Raw genomic sequence first — 19,714 nt, forward strand, 5'->3', positions numbered from 1 at the left:
CGCCGGTAAGCGGTTCCGGCGCTCTACGTGAGGTAGAGCACAGGAATTGGGTGGTTTGAGGCAAGCCCGAAGGTGGGTAGGCCCGGGGCTACACCTCATTGTCGTGTGCCGGGGAAGGGCGCGCTCTCTCCAGGATCCGCGTTCGGGGACCACGCACGGCACATTCGCCCCCTGAGAAAGAAGGTGAGATGGGCGAGTTCACGACCACGATCGAAACCAGGCTCGACCAGGCCTACAAGGGTCTTGAAGAGGCCACGACGAGCGGGGACGACTTCCTCGCCGACACCCTCACCGCCGAGATCGAGGATCTGCACCGCCTCGCGGAGGATCATGGCATCCCGATCCAGCGCTGACCATTCGTGACTGAGGGGGCCCGCCGCGACGGCGGGCCCCCTCAGCCGTGTCCGGAGCCGTACCGGTCCGGGCGGACGGTCAGTCGCGTTCGGGGTCGAGGGGCACGAGCAGGTCGTGCAGGTCCTCGAACAGGCCCGGCGCCGCGCAAAGGAGCATGTCCACGCCCACGGGCCTGCCGTTCAGCCCGCCCACGCGGGCGCCGGCCTCGGTGGCGACCAGCCCGGCCGCCGCGTGGTCCCAGTAGTTGGCGCCGCGCTCGTAGTAGCCGTCGACCCGGCCGGCCGCTACCGCGCAGAGGTCGAGGGCGCAGGAGCCGATCCTCCGGATGTCGCGCACCCGCGGGAGCACCTGCGCCACCACCTCGGCCTGGACGCGCCGGCGGGCCACGCCGTACCCGAACCCGGTCGCGATCAGGGCCCGGTCGAGCGGGACGCCGGTGTTGCAGCTCAGCCGCTCACCCCTCAGCCAGGCCCCGCCGCCCTTGGAGGCGGAGAACAGCTCGCCACGGGGCACGTTGTGCACGGCCCCTGCGACGATCTCCCCGTCCACCTCGACCCCGATGCTCACGGCCCAGTCGGGCAGGCCGTACAGGAAGTTCACGGTGCCGTCGATCGGGTCGACCACCCACTTCACGCGGCCCGTGCCGGGCGTGTCGCCGCCCTCCTCGCCCAGGATCGCGTCGTACGGCCTGGCCTCGCCGATGCGGGAGCGGATCAGCTCCTCGGCGGCCCGGTCGAGCGCGGTCACCACGTCCGTGGGGCTGGACTTCGTGGCGAGCACCTCGGGCCGGTCGGGCCGCTTGGCGAGGAGCATCGCGCCGGCCTCCTCGGCGATCTCCACCGCGAGCGCCAGCAGCGTCTCCGTGTCCGGCGGCTCCGCCTCGTCCCGTCCCGGTCCCTGTCCGTACTCGGCCACTCCGACCGCCCCCCTCCTCGTCCGATTCGCACCACATCCTGCCAAACCGGGGTGAACGGAAGGTCACCCGGGCGATCAGCGGAGCGACGGCGGCCCGCGCCGACACCTTCGGCCGGCAGGATCCGGCCGGGCCCGAACTTCACGACGCGATCGCGCGTCCCATGCTCCATGAGCCCCCGTGCGTTGCCCGCTCCGGCGCTGGCGGTCGCCGCCGCCGTGGCCGTGCTGACCGCCGCCTGCGCCGCGCCGCACGCCCGCGAACGCGGGTCCGCGCGGCCGCCGGCGACCGCCTCGGCCACACCGGGGGCGGGCTTCCGGGGCGCCTGGGACTATCTGTATCCCGACAATCCGCCGGCGGAGCACCGGCCCGTGACGGTCCCGGCCGACGAGTCGGGACCGTGGCGGCTGCGCGTGCTCACCGACTACGGCGTCTTCGACCAGATGACCTGCGTGGTGGCCACGGCTCCCGGAGCGGCCTGGGCGTTCGGGGTCACGGAGACGTGGCGCGGCCACCCGGTCGCGCTGCGGTGGGACGGAGCCCGCTGGACCAGGTACGCCCTGGCGCAGACGACCGCCGCACCGGTGGCCGCGGCCGCCTCGGGGCCGGACGACGTCTGGCTGATGCTGCGGGCGGGACGTCGCGGCGGACAGGTCCTGCACTGGGACGGGGCGCGGTGGTCGCCGGCCGGCGACGGGTCGTTCGCCTACCTGGGGTCGGCGGGCCGGGGGCAGGCATGGGCGCTGGACGGCTGGGAACCCGCTGTCTGGCTGTCCGAGGGCGGCCCCTGGCGGCGGGTGCCGGGACCCGGGGCGAGCCTGGCGGTCCAGGCGCTTTCCGTGCCGCCGTCCGGGACGTACTGGGCGGTCACGAAGGACATGCGGCGCCGGGACTCCGGGCTGTACCGGCGTCCGCCCGGCGGCCGCTGGCAGCCGGTCGGGTTCGGCGGGGCGCTGCCGGGGGACACCCGTGAGAACTCGCTCGACCTCACGGGCGTGGTGGCCGCCTCCGACCGCGACGTCTGGGTGTACGGCACGTACGGGCGGCGCCCGGATCCGGAGGGGGACGGCGACCCGGTGAGGGACCCGATCGCCGCGCACTGGGACGGGCGGGCCTGGCGGGCCGTGGCCGTGCCCAAGGGCTGGCGGTTCACCGGCGCGGCGGTCGCCGACGGGCACGGCGGGCTGCGGGCCGTGGTGGCGAGCACGATCGGCGACGAGGACGCGGCCGCGGCCGACACCGCCGTGCTGACCCTGACGCCCACCGGCTCCGCCACGTCGGCCGAGCCGCCGATCCCGGGCGGGCGGGTGGTGCTCCGGGGGCTGGCGCGAGTCCCGGGGACCGGCCGCTTCTGGGCGGTGGGCGCGGCCTACCCGGCGGCGCCGGACATGTCCGCGTCCACCTCCGTCGTCTACGGCTGGCGGCCCTGAGGGGTCAGCCGAGGGACGGCGGCCTCACCCACTCCTCCTTCAGGACGTGCTGGGCGAGGAAGGCCAGTACCGTCTCGTACCACGCCACGGCGTTGCCGGGCTTGAGCACCCAGTGGTTCTCGTCGGGGAAGTAGAGGAACTTCGACTCGACGCCGGACCGCTGCAGGTCCCACCACAGCCGCAGGGCCTCCCCGATGGGCACCCGGTAGTCCCGGTCGCCGTGGATCACCAGCATCGGCGTCCGGATCTCCTCCAGCGAGCGGTGGGGCGACAGCCGGGCGTACCGCTCCGACCCGAGCACGCCGAACTCCCGCTGCCAGTAGTTGGCCCCGTCGGTGGTGCCGGCGAACTGGTCGAGGTTCCACAGGGAGGCGTGGGTGACGATCGCGCGGAAGCGGTCGGTGTGCCCGGCGATCCAGTTGGCCATGTAGCCGCCGAACGAGCCGCCCATCGCGGCGACACGCTGCTCGTCGATCTCCGGCCGCTTGAGGCACGCGTCGGTGATCGCCATGAGGTCGGCGTGCGTGACCGGGCCCCACTCGCCCCAGCCGCGGTCGATCATCTCCTGGCCGTACCCGGTGGACAGGCACGGGTCGGGCAGCAGGACCGCGTAGCCGTGCCTCGCCATGATCCACGGGTTCCAGCGCCAGCTCCAGTCGTTCCAGCTCGACAGCGGGCCGCCGTGGACCCACAGCAGGAACGGCGCCGGGCTCTCGGCCGACGCGCCGGCGGGCAGGACCAGCCAGCCGCGGATCTCGGTGCCGTCGTCGGCGGTGGCCGTGACCTCGGTCAGCGTGCCCGGCAGGTCGAGCTGCGGCGTCGGCGAGGGCAGCGGCGTCACCGCGCCGTCGGGGGCCACCCGCACCGGCGCCGGGGCCGAGTCCACGGCGCCGCGCAGCGCGTAGACCGAGCCGTCGGGCGCCGGGCACAGCTCCGCGTACGCGCCGTCGTCGCCGGTGAGCCGCTCGGCGGGCCCGTCGAGCGGGACGCGGAAGATCGGCCGCCGGCCCTGGTGGTCGGCGGCGACGAACAGTTCCCGGGACGAGGGCGCCCAGGCGACGAACGCGGGGAAGACCCGCTCCATGACCGCCCGGCCCTCGCCGGTCTCCAGGTCGACGACCCACAGGTCCACCTCGACCGACACGTCCTCGGTGCCGTGCCGCTCCCGGGTGCAGGCGACGTGCCGCCCGTCCGGCGACACCACGACGGGGCCGCCGAAGTCGTGCGCGTCGGACGAGCCGAGCGTGCGCCGGGAGCCGTCCGCGACGTCGACGGCGACGAGTTCCTCGCGCACCTCGCCGTTGGGCAGGCGCACCCGCCACGTGGTGACGACGGCGGAGCCGTCCGGGGTGACGTCGAACGACAGGTGGTCGCTCAGCGCGCCGTCCGTGTCGGGCGTGAGGTCGCGCTCGTCCTCCAGCCCGTCCCGCACCTGACGGGCGGCGAAGAACCGGGTGCCGGCCGGGCCCAGGTCGTGGTCCCAGTAGCGGACCGGGTAGCCCTCGTGGAGGATGGCGGACACCCCCGCCTCCTTGCGGCCCTTGCGGCGCTCCTCCTCGGTGGCCAGGTCGCCCGGCAGCACCTGGGCCGCGTACACGACCGTGTCCCGCGCGGTCCGCACGGCGCCGACGCCGCCGGGACGGCGCGCGATCCGCACCGGCTCGCCGCGCTCGGGCAGCAGCCACAGCGCGGGGACCTCCTCGCCGGAGTCCTTGACCGTCTCGTCGGGACGGCGGGAGACGAACAGCAGGCTCCCGTCGGGGGCGAACTCCGCGCCCGCCTCGCCCTTCGACGACCGGGTCAGCCGCCGCGGCTCGCCGCCGCCGTCGAGCGGGATCTCCCACAGTGCCGTGCCGTACGACGCCCCGTCCGGCAGAAGGGACTGGACGACGGACACGAGCCGCGTCCCGTCGGGCGACAGCCGCAGCGACTGCACGCGCGGCAGAGCGACGTACTCACGGATGTCAGGAAAATCAGTCACCGGTCGAACCTATCGCCATCCTGCGGAGGAGCCCAAGGGGCCGCCGTCACGCGCCGGACCGCCGGTCCGGCCGCGTAGGGTGTGGGGACATGGGGAGCACAAACGGGTACGACGCCCTGCTCGTCGTCTCCTTCGGAGGGCCGGAGAAGCCCGGCGACGTCATGCCGTTCCTGGAGAACGTGGTCCGCGGCCGGGGGGTGCCCCGCGAGCGGCTGCTCGAGGTCGAGGCCCACTACCAGGGCTTCGGCGGGGTCAGCCCGATCAACCGGCAGTGCCGCGACCTGATCGCGGCCCTCGACGTCGACGTGCCCGTTTACTGGGGCAACCGGAACTGGCACCCGTTCCTGGAGGACACGGTCCGGCGGATGACGCAGGACGGGGTCCGCAAGGCGGCCGCGTTCGTCACCGCGGCGTACAGCTCCTACTCGAGCTGCCGGCAGTACCTCGACGACATCGCGCGCGCCCGCGCCGCCGTCCCCGGCGCGCCCGAGATCGTGAAGCTGCGGCACTACTACGACCACCCCGGCTTCGTCGCCGCGATGGCCGACCACACACGCGAGGCGCTGGCCCGGCTGCCCGAGGGCGTGCGCGACGACGCCCGGCTCGTCTTCACCGCGCACAGCATCCCCGTCTCCATGGCCCGTACGGCCGGCCCCACCGGCGGGGCGTACGAGGCGCAGCTGCGGACGGCCGCGGCGCTCGTGACGGAGCAGGTGGACCCCGGCCGGTCGTGGGACCTGGTCTGGCAGAGCCGCAGCGGCCCCCCGCACGTCCCCTGGCTGGAGCCCGACGTCTGCGACCACCTGGAGGCCCTGCACGGCGAGGGGGTCCCGGCGGCCGTGCTCGTGCCCATCGGGTTCGTCTCCGATCACATGGAGGTCGTGTACGACCTCGACGTCGAGGCGGCGGCCACCGCCGACAAGCTCGGCATGCCGCTGACGCGGGCCGCGACCGCAGGCGTCCACCCGAGGTTCGTCTCGATGGTCCGCGAGCTGCTGGAGGAGCCGGAGCCCGCTCCGTGCGCGGCGGCCTGCTGCCCCGCCCCGGTCCGGCCGGCCCGTCAGGAGTAGGTGCGGGCGTAGGCGTCGGCGAGCGACAGGACCTTGTTCACGTAGTCCCAGGAGTGGTTGTAGAACCACACGGCCTTCCTGAGCTTGTCGCCGCCCTGGCCGGCGCCGTTCGCGCACAGGTACTTCGCCGCCGTCGGGACGGCGTCGTAGGCGCTCCAGATGTCCGCGTCGCCGTCGCCGTCCCCGTCCACGCCGTACGCCTTCCAGGTGGCGGGCATGAACTGCATGGGCCCGAGGGCGCCGGCCGACGAGGGCCCGTTGTTGCGCCCGTGGCCGCTCTCCACCTGGCCGATGGCCGCCAGGACCGTCCACGACAGGCCGGGGCAGACGCCCGCCGACCGCTGGTAGAGCTCCAGGTAGCTCTCGGGCCGGCCGACGAGCGCCTGGGCCGGAGGCGCGGACGGCGTGGGGGCGGCCGCCCGGCGTACGGCCGCGCCGACCCTGACCACCTGGGCCTTCGGGCCGAGCAGGCGCGCGACGGCGTGGGCGTCGAGTGAGGGCGAGTCGCCGTGGACGAGCACCACGACCGCGGAGGAGAACCCAAGCCGCCGTCCGAGGTCCTTGCCCACCAGGCCGTCCACCCCCGGCAGGCCGAGCGAGGCCGAGGCGGCCACGCGCAGCCGGGGGCCGCCGTCGAGCTGGTACTCCGCGCCCAGGACCATGCCCAGCCGCTTGATCGCTCCCCCGTCGGCGACGAACTCGTCCCGCGCGAGCGCGCTCCACACCTCCGGGTGCTCGGCGACCGCCTTGGGCGTCCACGACCGGAACTGGGCCGGGTCCACGGCCAGCAGCTGCAGGGCGGTGCCCGACACGCGCACCGTGCCGCCGTCCGCCGCCGCGACCTTCTGCACGTGCCGGAGTCTCGCGATCTTCCGCAGCGTCTTCATCGGCACGGCGGCCGGGCTGATGGCCATCAGGTCCGGCGGGGTGACCTGGACCCCCGGGCCGCCGATGACCGGAGAGCTCGACGGCAGCGTGGGGTCGGGCCGCAGCCCGCCGGCCGCCGCCGGGTCGCCGTCCTGCTGGATCGTCGCCGCCGGCCGTCCGTCCTCCGCCACGAGGACGAGGCTGCCCAGGGCGATCACGGCGGTGATGAGTGCGGCCAGTCCTGCCACGAACGTGCGAAGCGTCGTGGCGGGAAGAGTGGGCACGCCGCTCACGTTAAACCCTTCACCCCAAAGACGGAAAAATCACTTGCCACACCTTAGGCATGTGCGTCAGGGTCAAAGTGGAAAAATCGCAGTCCGCGTGCCCCGGGAAGCAAGGACCCCGCGGCCGCCGAGCTCCCCCAACGGCCGGCCCGGACAGCTCAGGCGCCGAAGGGAACGCGTGATGGTCGGGCCGTATCGAGGGCTTTTCGGCGCGCCAGGAACCAAGGGGTTCGTCGTCGCGGGATTCATCGGGCGGATGCCCATGTCCATGCTGGGCATCGGCGTCGTGCTGCTCGTCTCCGCGCTCACCGGCTCCTACGCGACCGCAGGCGCGGTGGCGGCCGTCGTGTCGCTCGCGTACGCCGTGGCCGCGCCGCTGTCGGGCCGCCTGGTGGACCGGTTCGGCCAGGCCCGGGTGCTGGTGCCGTTCGTCTTCCTGCACGCGGCCTCCCTGTCGGGGCTCCTGCTGTGCGCGCACGCCCACGAACCGCAGTGGACCCTGTACGCCACCGGCGCCGCGGCCGGCGCCTCCGCCACCTCGCTGGGCTCGATGGTCCGGGCCCGGTGGTCCCACGTGCTCCAGGACCCCTCCCGGCTGCACATCGCGTTCTCCTTCGAGTCGGTGGCCGACGAGGTCGTCTTCGTGAGCGGCCCGGCGTTCGTGACCGCGCTGACGACCGGGGTGAACGTGTACGCCGGGCTGATCGTGGCGATCGTCCTCACGGTGGGCGGCACGCTGGCGTTCGCCGCGATGCGCTCGACCGAGCCCCCGGTCGTGCGCGAGCGCGGGACGGCGGGGTCGCCGATCGCCATCCCCGGCGTCGCGCTGCTGTCGGCCGTGTTCCTCGCGATGGGCGCCGTCTTCGGCTCGGTCGACACGATCTCGGTCGCGTTCGCCGACGAGCACGGCAGCAAGGGCGCGGCCGGCCTGCTGCTCGCGTCGATCGCGTGCGGCAGCATGGTCTCGGGCCTGTGGTTCGGCTCCCGGCACTGGAAGATCACGCTGCGCAGCCGGTTCGTCCGCGCGCTGTCGCTGTTCGCCGCCGGGCTCACGCCGGTGCTGCTGGTGGACGACATCCGGTTCATGGCGGTCGCCCTCTTCTTCGCGGGGCTGTCGATCTCCCCCACCCTCATCACGGGCTTCTCGCTGATCGAGCGGCTGGTCCCGGCCCGGCAGCTCACCGAGGGGATGTCGTGGATCTCGACGTCCATCGGGTTCGGCGTTGCCATCGGGGCCTGGGCCGGCGGCCGGCTCACCGACCTCTACGGCGCGTCCAACGCGTACGGGTTCGCCTACGCCAGCGCGCTGCTGGCCGTGGCGGTGGGCCTGGGCGGCTCGGCGCTCGTCCGGGCCCGGCACAGCGCGCGCTGACGCGCCCCTTCATGAGCACTGTTCATGTTCCCTTCCGGCCCTTAGGGTGGGCCGCATGCGGAGGAGCCGCGACAGGCCTCCGCGAGGAGGAGCATGGACGCCTTCGTGAACTGGGCGCGCAACCAGTCGGCCGTGCCCGCGGAGGTCCGCACGCCCGCGTCGGCCGGGGAGGTCGCCCAGGCCGTCCGGGACGCCGCGAAGACCGGCCGCCGGGTCCGGATGATCGGCTCGGGCCACTCGTTCACGGGGGTGGCGCTCACCGACGGCATCCTGCTGCGGCCCACCGCGCTGACCGGCGTCCTGGACGCGGGTGAGGGCTGGGTCAAGGTCGCCGCGGGGACGCCGATCAGGACCCTGAACGAGGAGCTCGACCGGCGCGGGCTGGCCCTGGCGAACATGGGCGACATCACCGCGCAGACGGCCGCCGGGGCGATCCAGACCGGGACCCACGGCAGCGGGCGCCACGTGGGCGGCCTGGCCGACCAGGTCCTCGAACTCGACCTCGTCCTCGCCGACGGCTCTGCGGCGACCGTGCGCGAGGGCGACCTGTTCGACGCCGCCCGCGTCGGCCTCGGCGCCCTCGGGATCATCACGGCCGTGACGTTCCGGGTCGAGCCGGCGTTCCTGCTGCACCACCGGCGGGCGCCCATGGCGTTCAGCGCGATCCTCGACTCGCTCGACGAGCTCACGGCGGGCAACGACCACCTCGACTTCTTCTGGCTGCCCCACACCGACACCTGCCTCGTCAAGCGGAACAACCGCACACCCGGCCCCGCCCGGCCGCCAGCCGCCGTCAAGCGGTGGCTCGACAACGTCTTCCTGGAGAACACCCTCTTCGGCGCCGCCTGCGCCGTCGGCGCCCGGCTCCCCCGCACCGTCCCCCGGATCAACGCCCTGTCGGCCCGCGCCCTCGGCGCGTCCGAGTGCGTGGACACGTCGTACAAGGTCTTCACCTCGGTGCGGGAGGTGCGGTTCCTGGAGATGGAGTACGCGGTCCCGCGCGAGCACCTGGCCCGCGCCCTGCGCGAGACCCGCGACCTCATGGAGCGCTCGGGCTGGCCGGTGACGTTCCCGGTCGAGGTCCGCGTGACGCCGCCGTCCGACGCCTGGCTGTCCACCGCGTACGGCCGGTCCTCGGCGTACGTCGCGTGCCACATCTACCGGCCCACGCCCAACCAGGCCTACTTCGACGGCGTGGAGGAGATCATGCGGCGGCTGGGGGGACGTCCCCACTGGGGCAAACTGCACACCTGCGACGCCTCCTACCTGCGGACCGTCTACCCGAGGTTCGGCGACTTCGTCGCGCTGCGCGACACGCTCGACCCGGACGGGGTCTTCGCCAACGATTACCTGGACCGGGTGCTCGGCGCGTCGCGGGAGAGCTGAGGCCAAGGCCGCGTAAAGTCCCTCTCCACGGTCCTGCGCCGTGCGCGTGTCGCGTTGCCCGCGCGGGCCTGTGGGCGGGCACAGTGCGGGGCACGGGCACTCCTGAGCCCGGCGCGCCACTCGAACCGAGGGAGCAAGCAGAGGATGAGACCCTCCCCCAGGTACGGCACGACCGTCCACGCCGCGGCGACGCCGGCGCCGGACGGACGGGCCGCGGGCGCGCGTCAGACGAGAGGACACGACCCTCGCTCTCGCCTCCTGAGCCGTCGTCCCCGCTTCGGCGGGGCCCGGCCGCACGGGACGGCATCCGGAAGCAGGCCGCTCACACATGTCCGGCGGGTAGCGTAAAGGTGAACGCCAGAAATGTGACCGGCGTCACAACACCTGCCGCGCCCCCGGGCGAGGCGATGTTCGGACATGCCGGGTACGGTGCTGGCAGGCAACCGGTTCACGCGAGAGACTCAAGGGTCCGGGGGAAGACAGAGCACGACGACGAAGGGACTCGCATGCAGGAGCTCCGTCTCGTCGCGGTCAGTGAGGACGGCACGTACCTCGTCCTGGCGACGGCCGGGCGGGGCACGCGGTTCACGCTCCCCGTCGACGACCGGCTCCGTGCTGCCGTCCGCGGCAACTTCTCCCGTCTCGGCCAGTACGAGATCGAAGTGGAGAGTCCGTTGCGTCCCAAGGAGATCCAGGCGCGGATCCGCGCAGGCGAGACGGCGGAGGAGATCGCGGCCACCGCGGGCATCCCGGTGGAACGAGTCCGCTGGTTCGAGGGGCCCGTTCTCCAGGAGCGCGAGTACATGGCCCAGCAGGCCCAGCGGGTCTCCGTCCGGATGCCCGGCGAGACGGCCCCCGGGCCCACCCTCGGCGAACTGGTCGCCGAGCGCCTCACCAGGCGCGGCGTCCCCGCCGACGAGATCGACTGGGACTCCAGCAAGCGCGACGACAACCTGTGGCGGGTCAGGCTCGGCTTCGTCTGGAACGGCCACACGCGTCACGCGGAGTGGCTGTTCGATCCCCGCCGCCGCCACATCACCCCGAACGACGACGAGGCGATGCGCCTGTCGGCCGCCGAGTACGTCGATCCCGGGCCCGACGACGCGACGGTCCGCCCGTTCGTGCCCCGGCTCGCGTCCAAGCTCGCCCCCGTGCCGTCGCTGCCCGAGGACCCCTACCGGCGCGCCGAGGCCGACCTGCCCTCCGTACGGCAGGAGCCCGCCGCCCTGGCCGAGCCCGCGGGCTACCGCCCCGAGCTGACCCCGGTGCCGTTCCGGCTGCCCGACCCCCTCGCCCGTCCCGGCGACGTCCCCGACTACGAGCGGGACGCGCGCGCCGAGGACGCGGCCCGGGAGGCGGCGGGGCGCGAGACGGCCGCCCGGCAGGCGCGGGATGCCCGTGAGGCAGCCGAACGGGAAGCACGCGAGACCGCCGAGCGCGCGGCTCGCGAGCAGGCCGAGCAGGAGGCCCGCGACGCCGCCGAGCGCGCCACCCGAGAGGCCGTCGAGCGCGAGGCACGTGAGACGGCCGAGCGTAGGGCCCGGGAGGACGCCGAGCGCGCGACCCGCGAGGCCGCGGAACGCGAGGCACGCGAGACCGCCGAGCGTAAGGCCCGGGAGGACGCCGAACGCGCCGCCCGAGAAGCCACGGAACGCGAGGCGCGCAAGACGGCCGAGCGTAAGGTCCGGGAGGACGCCGAGCGCGAGGCCAGGGAGACGGCCGAGCGCGCCGCCCGCGAGGCCGCCGAGCGCGCCGCCCGAGAAGCCGCCGAGCGCGCCGCCCGAGAAGCCACGGAACGGGAAGCCCGCGAGACCGCCGAGCGTAAGGCCCGGGAGGACGCCGAACGCGCGACCCGCGAGACCGCCGAGCGTGAGGCACGGCGGGCCGAGGAGGCGGCCGCCGCGGCCGCCGTCTCCGCGGCGGACCGGGCCGCCACCGGCTCGGCCGAGAGCGATGGGGCGGCCGTCACCGCGACCGGCACGGACGACGCGAAGGCCGGATCGAGCGCGCGCGCCACCGACGCCGGCACCGCGGCGGGCACCACCCCTGACGGCACTCCGGCCCAGGCCGAGGCCGACGGCGCTCAAGCGGGTGCCGGCGCGGATCGGCCCGAGAAGGCCGCGACCACGCAGGCGGTGAACGCCGGGGCTCCGGGCACGGACGTCACCGCCGGGGTGAAGACCGGATCGGACGAGGCGGAGACGTCCCCGGCCGGTCCGAGCGCGACGGACACCGCCCGCGACGCGAGCGCCGCACCCCCACGTGAGGAGTCCCCGCGGCGGCGCGACGAGGAGCCCCCTGCGGCTCAGCCGGCGGGGGCCGATGCGCGCCCGGCCGCGGCACGGGAGGCGGCCACGGCCGTCCCGGTGACCGTTCCGAGCGCCCGGCCCGCGACCGAGGACGCCGCCGCGCGGCCGACTGCCGACGACGGCGGACGGGACAAGGAGACCCGGGAGACTTCCGCTCCCGCCGGACGTCCCGCGCCGGCGCGGGACTCCGGTGAGCGGGCCCCGGGCGAAGCTGCGACGCCGGCGCCCGCCGCACCTGCGGCCGCTGCTCCGGCGGCGCCCACGCCTGCGGCACCGGTTCCGGCGGCGCCCGCGCCGAAGCGTCCCGCGGTGGCCGCCGCGGCCGAGGGGTCGAAGGACGCGCCGAAGGACGGCAAGCCCGAGACGCCGGCCCCGCCCGTTCCGAAGCCCGCTCCCCCGCGTCCCCGCAAATCGCGCGGGCGCCGGGCCTCGGTGCCGACGTGGGACGAGATCATGTTCGGCGCGCGCAAGCAGGACTGACGACGATCGGAAATGGGCGGGGGCCTTCGACCCCCGCCCACTCCGTCCCGCGCGGCGTCAGAGGAAGTAGTTGAGGTTGGCGACGGCCCACAAGATCACGGCCGCGACCAGGCCGACCTTGACCATCGCCCGCGCACCGCCCCAGGCCGCAGTACGCCGTGCCGGGACGTTCTTGACGGCCTCCCGCCACGTCCGCCACAGGTCGGCGGAGCGCTGCCACTGGCGGCCCGCCCGGAACACCACGAAGGCGACGACGATGAACAGCAGGACCCGTCCGTTCGCGTTCACGGGGCCACCTCCACGGGGGCGGGATGCACCGGGGAACCGCAGATCACGCTAGTCGTGATCACGATAAGTCGCCAGACGTACGCGGAAAGTGGGCACAAATCTCTCGCGTCGGACCGTCGCGCGGTACCCGACGGGTGGGTCGGAAAGCCAGGGCCCGACGACGGCGAGCGGGGCCAGGCGGGTGATGCCCAGGCGGGGTGGGTCAGGACGCCGGGGGCCGGGACGAGGGCGGGCGGGCGAGGAACGGAGTGATCCAGTCGGGGGTGACCTCGGCGGCGAACGCGACCCCCTGGTCCTCCCCCGCGTCGACCGCGGCGTAGCCGCCGCTGCCCGCGCCGACGCCCGCCACCACCGTCACGAGGCCCGACCTCCTCTGGAACACGGTCTGCCTGATCCGCCACCCCACGAGAGCCGGGCGTTCGACCACCGCCTGGGCGCGGCGCAGGGACCCGGACCGGACCGAGAGCCGCAGGCCGTCGTACCCGTGTCCCAGGCTCCGGTAGCGGTCGAACGCCAGCGGCACGCCCAGGACGGCCGGCACGAGGGCCGCGACCGCCACCACCCGCCAGCCGAGCGCGAGTGCGACGGCCGCCACCACGAGCCAGGGCGCGACCGCCCGGAACAGCCGCCGGCGCAGCGCGGGCCGGGGGTGCGCCCGCAGCGGGCCCGGGACCGGCCCGGCGACCTCGGCCGCCACCCGTTCGGCGTACACCCGGGGCGTCACCGGCAGAAGCTGGCCGCGGGTCGCGGAGTCGCCGAGCCCGGTCACCAGGGCCCACAGGCGGACGACGCCGGCCCACCGCTCCACCAGGCCGTCGGCCAGCTCGTACCCGCGGATCCTGCGGCGCTCCAGCGACACGGCGCGTCGCGTGAGGAGCCCGCGCTCGGCCACCAGGTAGCCCTCGCGGGAGCGGAGCGTGAAGTTCCAGTTGAAGATGGCGTATGTGAGGCCGCCGGCCACGGGCATGGCGAGCACGAGGAGGACGACGACGGCGAACAGCAGGGTGGGGTGCTCCCACACCCAGCCGGCGGCTCGCCGGGCCGTACGGCCGGTCAGCCCGAACTCCTCCCCCCATTGCAGGACGAACCCCGCCGCACCGGCCACCAGCGCGAACGGCGTCAGCAGGTAGGCGCCAGACAGCGGCCCGTACCGCAGCCAGGACGGGGGGACGCGCGCGTGCAGCCGCTCGGGCGGCCCGGTAACTCCGGCGGTGGCCCTGGCTGCGGCCTCCGTGGTGATCCCGGCGCCGGGAGCCCGGCGGGCCAGCAGGACGCCCCGGAGCGTTTCCGCCTCGCCAGCCGTCACCGCGTCGAGCACGCCTTCCTGCTCGTCGCCGCCCGCCCCCGTGTCGAGTTTCAGCACGGCGAGCCCGAGCAGCCGGTGGAGAGGCGACGCGGTGACGTCCACGCCCCTGATGCGGTCGAGGGGGATGGTCCGGACCGAGCGCCCGACGAAGGCGCGGATGAGCTCCAGGCGGTCACCGTGGACGCGGTACGTGAAGGTGGCCCACCGGACGACCGCGTAGACGACCGCCCCCGCGACGCCGATCGCCGCCCAGCCGAACGACCGGGGCGAGAACCCCCCGGCCAGCAGCACGCCCGCGAGCGGGAGCAGAAGCGACGGCAGCGTCCGTATCGGGTCGATGAGCAGGACCCGCGGGCTCAGCCGGCACGGTCTCCCGTCGTACGGCGAGGGGGCCGGGGCGGGGCGTGCGGGGCCGCTCATGTGGCGTCGTCCCTCAGCAGTTCCGCGCGGCGGGCCAGTTCCTCGGCCAGCCGGCCGGCCACCTCCGCGTCGAGCCCGTTGATGGTGGACGAGCCGGCGTGGGAGGCGGTGCGGATCCGCAGCGTGGCCAGCCGCAGCGCCCGCTCGAACCAGCCCTGCGCCGTGTCCACTGTCTGGATCCGGCCGACGGGGACGAAGACCCATTCCCTGCTCAGCCAGCCGGACCGGGCGTACACGACGTCGCCGGACAGCTCCCACCGGTGGACGGCGTACCGGAGCAGCGGCTCCAGCACGACGAACGGCAGCATCACGGCCCCGACGGCGACGGGCAGCGCCCAGGCGTGACGCGACAGCCACCCCGCCACGCCCGGCAGGCCGGCGCCGTCAATCCACAGCGCGACGGCGGCCGCGCCGCCCACCAGCAGGACGAACCCGATCAGGGCCTCGACCAGCCACAGCGCGATCGCCCGCCGCGAGACGCGGTGGGCCGGATCCCGGAGGGGGCCTGTCACGCTCCCCACCCTAGGAGCCCGGCGCCTTCAGCGGTATGTCAGCGATCTGTCAGCGGACGGCGGTGCCCGCGGGCGTCGCTCAGCGAAGTGTCAGTGGCGTGGTCCACGGTGGGAGGTGACGCTGACTGAGGAGAGTCGATGACGTACGCGATCCAGGCACGGGACCTGGCCAAGCATTACGGGGAGACGAAGGCCCTCGACGGGGTGGATCTCGAGGTGCCGCAGGGCCGCCTGCTGGGGGTGCTCGGTCCCAACGGTGCGGGCAAGACGACGGCGGTGCGGATCCTGACGACGCTGCTGCGCCCGGACGGGGGCCGGGCGCAGGTGTGCGGGTTCGACGTGGTCAAGCAGGCGCACCAGGTGCGCTCGCTGATCGGGCTGACCGGCCAGTACGCCGCGGTCGACGAGACCCTGACCGGCGTGGAGAACCTGGTGATGATCGGCCGCCTGCTCGACATGCCGCGCGCGGACGCCAGGCGCCGGGCGGCCGAGCTGCTTGACCGGTTCGGCCTGTCCGACGCGGGCGGCCGGGCCGCCAAGACGTACTCGGGCGGCATGCGGCGCCGCCTCGACCTCGCGGCGAGTCTCGTCGGCAGGCCGCAGGTGCTCTTCCTGGACGAGCCGACCACCGGGCTCGACCCCCGCAGCCGCACCGAGCTGTGGAGCGTCGTGCGGGCCCTGCAGAGCGACGGGGTGACGGTCCTGCTCACCACGCAGTACCTGGAGGAGGCCGACCAGCTCGCCGACGACATCGTGGTGTTCGACCACGGCAAGGTCATCGCCGGGGGCACGCCGGACGAGCTCAAGGCCACCGCGGGCGCCCAGGTCCTGGAGGTGCGGCCGGCCGAGAAGGCCCACCTCGACCTCGTCGAACGGGTCGTGGGCGAGGTGCTCGGCGTCGCGCCCGAGGTGACCGGCGGGCTGGTGACGGGCTCGGTGCCCGATCCGGCGATCGTCCCCGCGATCGTCCGCCGCCTCGACGACCTCGGCGTGGTCGCCGCCGAGCTGTCCCTGCGCAAGGCGAGCCTCGACGAGGTCTTCCTCGCGCTCACCGGCCACCGCCCCGAGGAGCCCGGCGAGCAGGGCGAGGCCGCCGCGTGACCGCCGTACGGCGACCGGCATCCCCGACATCTGAGGAGAGACCATGACGACGATCACGCGGACCGCGCCTGCGGTCGTCGCGTCCCCCCGGGTGCGCCCCGCGGCCACCGTCCGCCACGTGGCGACGCTGGCATGGCGCAGCCTCGTGCAGATCAAGCACAACCCGATGGAGCTGCTGGACCTCAGCGTCCAGCCGATCATGTTCCTGCTGCTGTTCACGTACGTGTTCGGCGGCGCGATCGCCGGGTCCACCGGGCAGTACCTGCAGTTCGCGCTGCCGGGCCTGGTCGCGCAGAACATGCTGTTCGCCAGCATGACGACGGCGGTCGGGCTGAACACCGACATCACGAAGGGCGTGTTCGACCGGCTGCGCAGCCTGCCGATCGCGCGGTCGGCGCCGCTGGCCGGGCGGATCGTGGCCGACACGCTGAAGCAGGTGTGGGCGTTCGCCCTGTTCCTGGGCCTCGGGCTGGTCCTCGGGTTCCGGGTGCACACGGGCGTCGCGGGCGTCCTCGGGGCGCTGGCGCTGCTGCTGACGTTCGCGCTGGCGATGTCGTGGGCCGCCGTCCTGGTCGGGGTCACCGCGGCCGACCAGGAGAAGGTTCAGATCATGATGTTCTCGCTGATGATGCCGATCACTTTCACCAGCAACGCCTTCGTCCGCACCGACACCATGCCGTCCTGGCTGCAGAAGTGGGTGGAGATCAACCCGGTCAGCCACCTCGCCGACGCGGTGCGCGGGCTGCTCAGCGGTGGTCCGGTGGCCTCCGACGCCGTCACCTCGCTGCTGTGGGCGGCGGGCCTCACGGTCGTGTTCGCCCCCCTCGCCGTCCGCGCCTTCCGCACCCGCATCTGACCCCCGGGCCGTCCCGCCGACGCGCCGGCGCCCAGGCGAGACGGCGGCCCCGTGCAGTGGCGGTCTTGCGGCGGTAGGTCGCCGATCGGTGAGGGGGGCAGGGTACGGAGCGGGCGAGGATGTCGCCGCGTCAACGGTGAGGGGTCAGGAACGGCGGTCGGCGAGGGCGAGGATCTCCTCGCGGACCATGGCGCGGCCGCGCTCGTGACACCGGGAGAACTCCTCAGGTCCGAGCGCGGCCGTCGCCGCGTCCACCACCCGTTCGTGGTCGAAGCCCACCACCTCGACGAACCCCCGGATCGTCCCGGCCGCGCCGAGCAGGGCGGCCGCGGCCGCGTGGTCGCCCTCCCGGGCCGCCAGCGCGGCGGACCCGACGACCACCTGCGCGAGCACCGGCCCGTCCTGGGACTCGACGGCCAGGTCCAGCGCCTCGCCCTGGAGCCTGCGCGCCCGGGCCGCATCGCCCTCCTGCCCGGCCAGCAGGGCGAGGGACGAGCGCAGGACGGCGACGAACTGCGGGGGCAGCGCCTGGGCGCCGGGCGCCCCGCCCACGCCGTCCGCCAGCTCCAACGCCCGCAGGTAGTGGCGCCGCGCGGCCTCCAGGTCGCCGTCCGCGCGGGCGAAGTCCCCCCGGATGTGCGTCACGCCCGCCACGCCCATCAGGTCACGGGTGTCCTCGCACAACCGCTCGGTCTCGTCGAGCGCCGCGAGCGCGGCCTCACGCCGGCCGCACGCGTCGAGCGCGAGCGCCATGCGGGTCCGCATGTACGGGGTGTCCTCCACGGCCCCGACCTCGGTGACGAGGGCGATGGCCTCCTCCATCACGGGGACCGCCTCGGCCGGCCTGCCGCGCATGGTGCTGACCTCGGCCAGGGCGGCGAGCGAGTTGCCGACGCCCCACCGGTCTCCCACCTGGCGGAACAGGTCGAGGGACGTCCTCAGGTGGAGCTCCCCCTCCTCGGTCCGTCCGGAGTTGAAGCGCAGGTGACCCCGGAACATGTGGGCGGCCGCCCCCACCCAGGGGTCGGGGTGCTCCAGCAGCTCCACCAGGTGAGCCTCCGCCTCCGGCTCGCCGCCCGCGAAGAGCGCGAGGATCGGCCTGGCCAGTGCCACCAACGGGTGCGGCGGGGGTCCGTCGTCCCCGGCGGCGATCCGGAGCGCGGCGGCGAGGCTCTCGCCCGCCTCCTCCAGTTGCATGGCGCCGCCGCGCAGGATGCCGTGCACCGCGTACGCGAGGGCGAGCCGCCGGGGGTCGCCGTCCCGCGCCCGCCGGACGACCTCGGCGGCCCGCTGGGCGCCCTCCAGCCGGTGGCCCACCAGCCACCAGTACCAGCCCATCGCGCCGACCAGCCGCAGCGCCAGGTCGACCTCGCCCTCCTCGGTCGCCCAGCGCAGCGCGGCGGAGAGGTTGTCGTGCTCGGCCGACAACCGGGGCAGCCACTCCACCTGCTCGGTTCGCCGCAGGTACGGCTCGGCCGTCTCGACGAGGCCGGCGTGGAACAGGGCGTGCGCGCGCCGCATCCGCCGTTCCTCGCCCGACTCGGCCAGCCGTTCGGCGGCGTACGCGCGGATCGTCTCCAGCATCCGGTAGCGGCCCGCCTCGAACACCACGAGGGACTTGTCCACGAGCCTGCCGAGCACGTCGATGTCGCCGTCGCACACCAGCTCCGCCGCGTCGAGGGTGGCGCCGCCCGCGAAGACCGCCAGCCGCGCCGCGAGCGTGCGCTCGTCCTCGTCGAGCAGGTCCCAGCTCCACTCGACGACGGCGCGCAGCGTCTGGTGGCGCGGCATGGCCGTACGGCTGCCTCCGGTGAGCAGCCGGAAGCGGTCGCCGAGCCGGTCGGCGATCTGGGCCGCGGTCAGGGCGCGCAGCCGGGCCGCGGCCAGCTCGATGGCGAGCGGCATCCCGTCGAGCCCGCCGCAGATGCGCTCCACGGCGTCCCGCTCGTCCTCGACCCGGTAGCCGGGGCGCACGGCCCGTGCGCGGTCGGCGAACAGGCGGACGGCCGGGCCGAGGTCGAGCGGCCGGACGGGCCAGAGCGTCTCGCCGGTGATGCCGAGGGGTTCGCGGCTGGTGGCGAGGACGCGCACGTTCGGGCACTCGGCCAGCAGCCGGTCCGCGAGCGCGGCGGCGGCGCCGATCACGTGCTCGCAGTTGTCCAGCACGATCAGCAGCGTGCGCGGCGCGGCCCAGGCGACGAGCCGGGTGGCGGCGTCGGCCTCCCCCGCGTGCTGCTGCGCCGCCCGGACGGCCACCAGGCCGGTGTCGCGCAGGCCGAGCGCGGCCAGGACGGTGCGGGGCACCTCCTCCGGGTCGCGGACGGGCGCCAGCTCGACCAGCCAGGCGCCGTCGGCCATCCGGGGCGCGAACGCCTCCGCCGACTCGACCGCGAGGCGCGTCTTGCCCGCGCCGCCGGGGCCGAGCAGCGTGACGAGCCGGGCGGACGCCAGCAGCTCGCCCGCCCGCGCCACGTCCTCGTCGCGGCCGACGAAGCTGGTCAGCCGCGCCCTCAGGTTGCCCCGGCGCGCGACGTGGTCCTCGCCGCCCCGGTCCTCCCCGGTACGGCTCATGGGGACGGTGTCGGCCGCCCCCCGCGAGAGCCGTACGGGAGGGGGCGCGGGCAGCGGCGACGCGTGCCCCGGGACGCGCGTGTCGCCGGGAGCGGTCGCGGGGCCGGAAGCGTGGTCGGAGGAGGCCTGGCCGGGTGCGGGCGTGTGCTCCGGGGCAGGGGCGCGGCCGGAGGCGGGGGCCGGCGCGTGGCCGGAGGCGGGGGCGGGCGCGTGG

Annotated in this window: 15 protein-coding genes; 8 read left to right on the forward strand and 7 right to left on the reverse strand. The window is 74.9% G+C overall.

Going from position 1 to position 19,714, the window contains the following annotated elements:
• Positions 1–188: 188 nt before the first annotated feature.
• The gene (locus tag MPTA5024_RS42720) at positions 189–353 is read left to right on the forward strand and encodes a hypothetical protein (RefSeq protein WP_198167441.1); all 165 of its coding nucleotides are present in this window, start codon (positions 189–191) and stop codon (positions 351–353) included.
• A 79-nt stretch (positions 354–432) separates the two neighbouring features.
• Here MPTA5024_RS42720 and MPTA5024_RS28825 read toward each other — a convergent pair whose 3' ends face one another.
• The gene (locus MPTA5024_RS28825) at positions 433–1,269 is read right to left on the reverse strand and encodes an inositol monophosphatase family protein (protein WP_051458796.1); all 837 of its coding nucleotides are present in this window, start codon (positions 1,267–1,269) and stop codon (positions 433–435) included.
• 168 nt (positions 1,270–1,437) lie between these two features.
• Between MPTA5024_RS28825 and MPTA5024_RS28830 the strand changes: the two genes are divergently transcribed.
• Entirely contained in the window at positions 1,438–2,697 is a 1,260-nt protein-coding gene (locus tag MPTA5024_RS28830) for a hypothetical protein (protein WP_157099779.1), read from the forward strand.
• A 4-nt stretch (positions 2,698–2,701) separates the two neighbouring features.
• Here the strand turns inward: MPTA5024_RS28830 and MPTA5024_RS28835 are convergent, their stop codons facing one another.
• Positions 2,702–4,678: a S9 family peptidase gene (locus tag MPTA5024_RS28835; RefSeq protein ID WP_036330289.1), complete on the reverse strand. Its 1,977-nt coding sequence runs from the start codon at positions 4,676–4,678 to the stop codon at positions 2,702–2,704.
• A gap of 89 nt (positions 4,679–4,767) precedes the next feature.
• Here MPTA5024_RS28835 and MPTA5024_RS28840 point away from each other — a divergent pair, with 89 nt between their 5' ends.
• Entirely contained in the window at positions 4,768–5,748 is a 981-nt protein-coding gene (locus tag MPTA5024_RS28840) for a ferrochelatase (RefSeq protein WP_036330291.1), read from the forward strand.
• On the opposite strand, the gene MPTA5024_RS28845 is transcribed toward MPTA5024_RS28840, so the two are convergent.
• Positions 5,739–6,899 carry a lytic transglycosylase domain-containing protein gene (locus MPTA5024_RS28845; protein WP_232326686.1) on the reverse strand — a complete coding sequence of 387 codons (1,161 nt, stop codon included), beginning with the start codon at positions 6,897–6,899 and terminating at the stop codon, positions 5,739–5,741. The two genes, MPTA5024_RS28840 and MPTA5024_RS28845, sit on opposite strands and share 10 nt — an antisense overlap.
• A gap of 181 nt (positions 6,900–7,080) precedes the next feature.
• Between MPTA5024_RS28845 and MPTA5024_RS28850 the strand changes: the two genes are divergently transcribed.
• From MPTA5024_RS28850 to sepH, 3 genes are all read left to right on the forward strand, one after another.
• The gene (locus MPTA5024_RS28850; protein ID WP_036330295.1) at positions 7,081–8,271 is read left to right on the forward strand and encodes an MFS transporter; all 1,191 of its coding nucleotides are present in this window, start codon (positions 7,081–7,083) and stop codon (positions 8,269–8,271) included.
• 93 nt (positions 8,272–8,364) lie between these two features.
• Entirely contained in the window at positions 8,365–9,657 is a 1,293-nt protein-coding gene (locus MPTA5024_RS28855) for a D-arabinono-1,4-lactone oxidase (protein WP_036330296.1), read from the forward strand.
• A gap of 506 nt (positions 9,658–10,163) precedes the next feature.
• Positions 10,164–12,446 (forward strand): septation protein SepH, encoded by a 2,283-nt coding sequence (gene sepH / locus MPTA5024_RS42725; protein ID WP_051458797.1) that lies wholly within the window; start codon positions 10,164–10,166, stop codon positions 12,444–12,446.
• Between the two features lie 57 nt (positions 12,447–12,503).
• Here sepH and MPTA5024_RS28865 read toward each other — a convergent pair whose 3' ends face one another.
• From MPTA5024_RS28865 to MPTA5024_RS28875, 3 genes are all read right to left on the reverse strand, one after another.
• A complete protein-coding gene (locus MPTA5024_RS28865) occupies positions 12,504–12,734 on the reverse strand; it encodes a hypothetical protein (protein ID WP_036330298.1) in 231 nt (76 codons plus the stop codon).
• Positions 12,735–12,936: 202 nt separating this feature from the next.
• Positions 12,937–14,460 (reverse strand): PH domain-containing protein, encoded by a 1,524-nt coding sequence (locus MPTA5024_RS28870; RefSeq protein ID WP_084370080.1) that lies wholly within the window; start codon positions 14,458–14,460, stop codon positions 12,937–12,939.
• Complete coding sequence (locus MPTA5024_RS28875) at positions 14,457–14,972, reverse strand: PH domain-containing protein (protein WP_051458798.1); 516 nt, start codon at positions 14,970–14,972, stop codon at positions 14,457–14,459. Before MPTA5024_RS28875 ends, MPTA5024_RS28870 begins: the two co-directional genes overlap by 4 nt.
• Positions 14,973–15,110: 138 nt before the next feature.
• On the opposite strand from MPTA5024_RS28875, the gene MPTA5024_RS28880 reads away from it, so the two are divergent.
• Together MPTA5024_RS28880 and MPTA5024_RS28885 are read left to right on the forward strand one after the other, a co-directional pair.
• Entirely contained in the window at positions 15,111–16,073 is a 963-nt protein-coding gene (locus MPTA5024_RS28880; protein WP_036330300.1) for a daunorubicin resistance protein DrrA family ABC transporter ATP-binding protein, read from the forward strand.
• Positions 16,074–16,116: 43 nt separating this feature from the next.
• Positions 16,117–16,929, forward strand: coding sequence for an ABC transporter permease (locus MPTA5024_RS28885; RefSeq protein ID WP_036330301.1), 813 nt, complete (start codon positions 16,117–16,119; stop codon positions 16,927–16,929).
• Positions 16,930–17,073: 144 nt separating this feature from the next.
• Here the strand turns inward: MPTA5024_RS28885 and MPTA5024_RS28890 are convergent.
• Positions 17,074–19,714 (reverse strand): ATP-binding protein (locus MPTA5024_RS28890; RefSeq protein WP_232326687.1); only part of this gene is annotated, 2,641 nt, incomplete at its 5' end.

Origin of the sequence: Microbispora sp. ATCC PTA-5024 (assembly GCF_000511135.2) — a bacterium.
In the GTDB taxonomy this organism is placed as follows: Bacteria; Actinomycetota; Actinomycetes; order Streptosporangiales; family Streptosporangiaceae; genus Microbispora; species Microbispora corallina.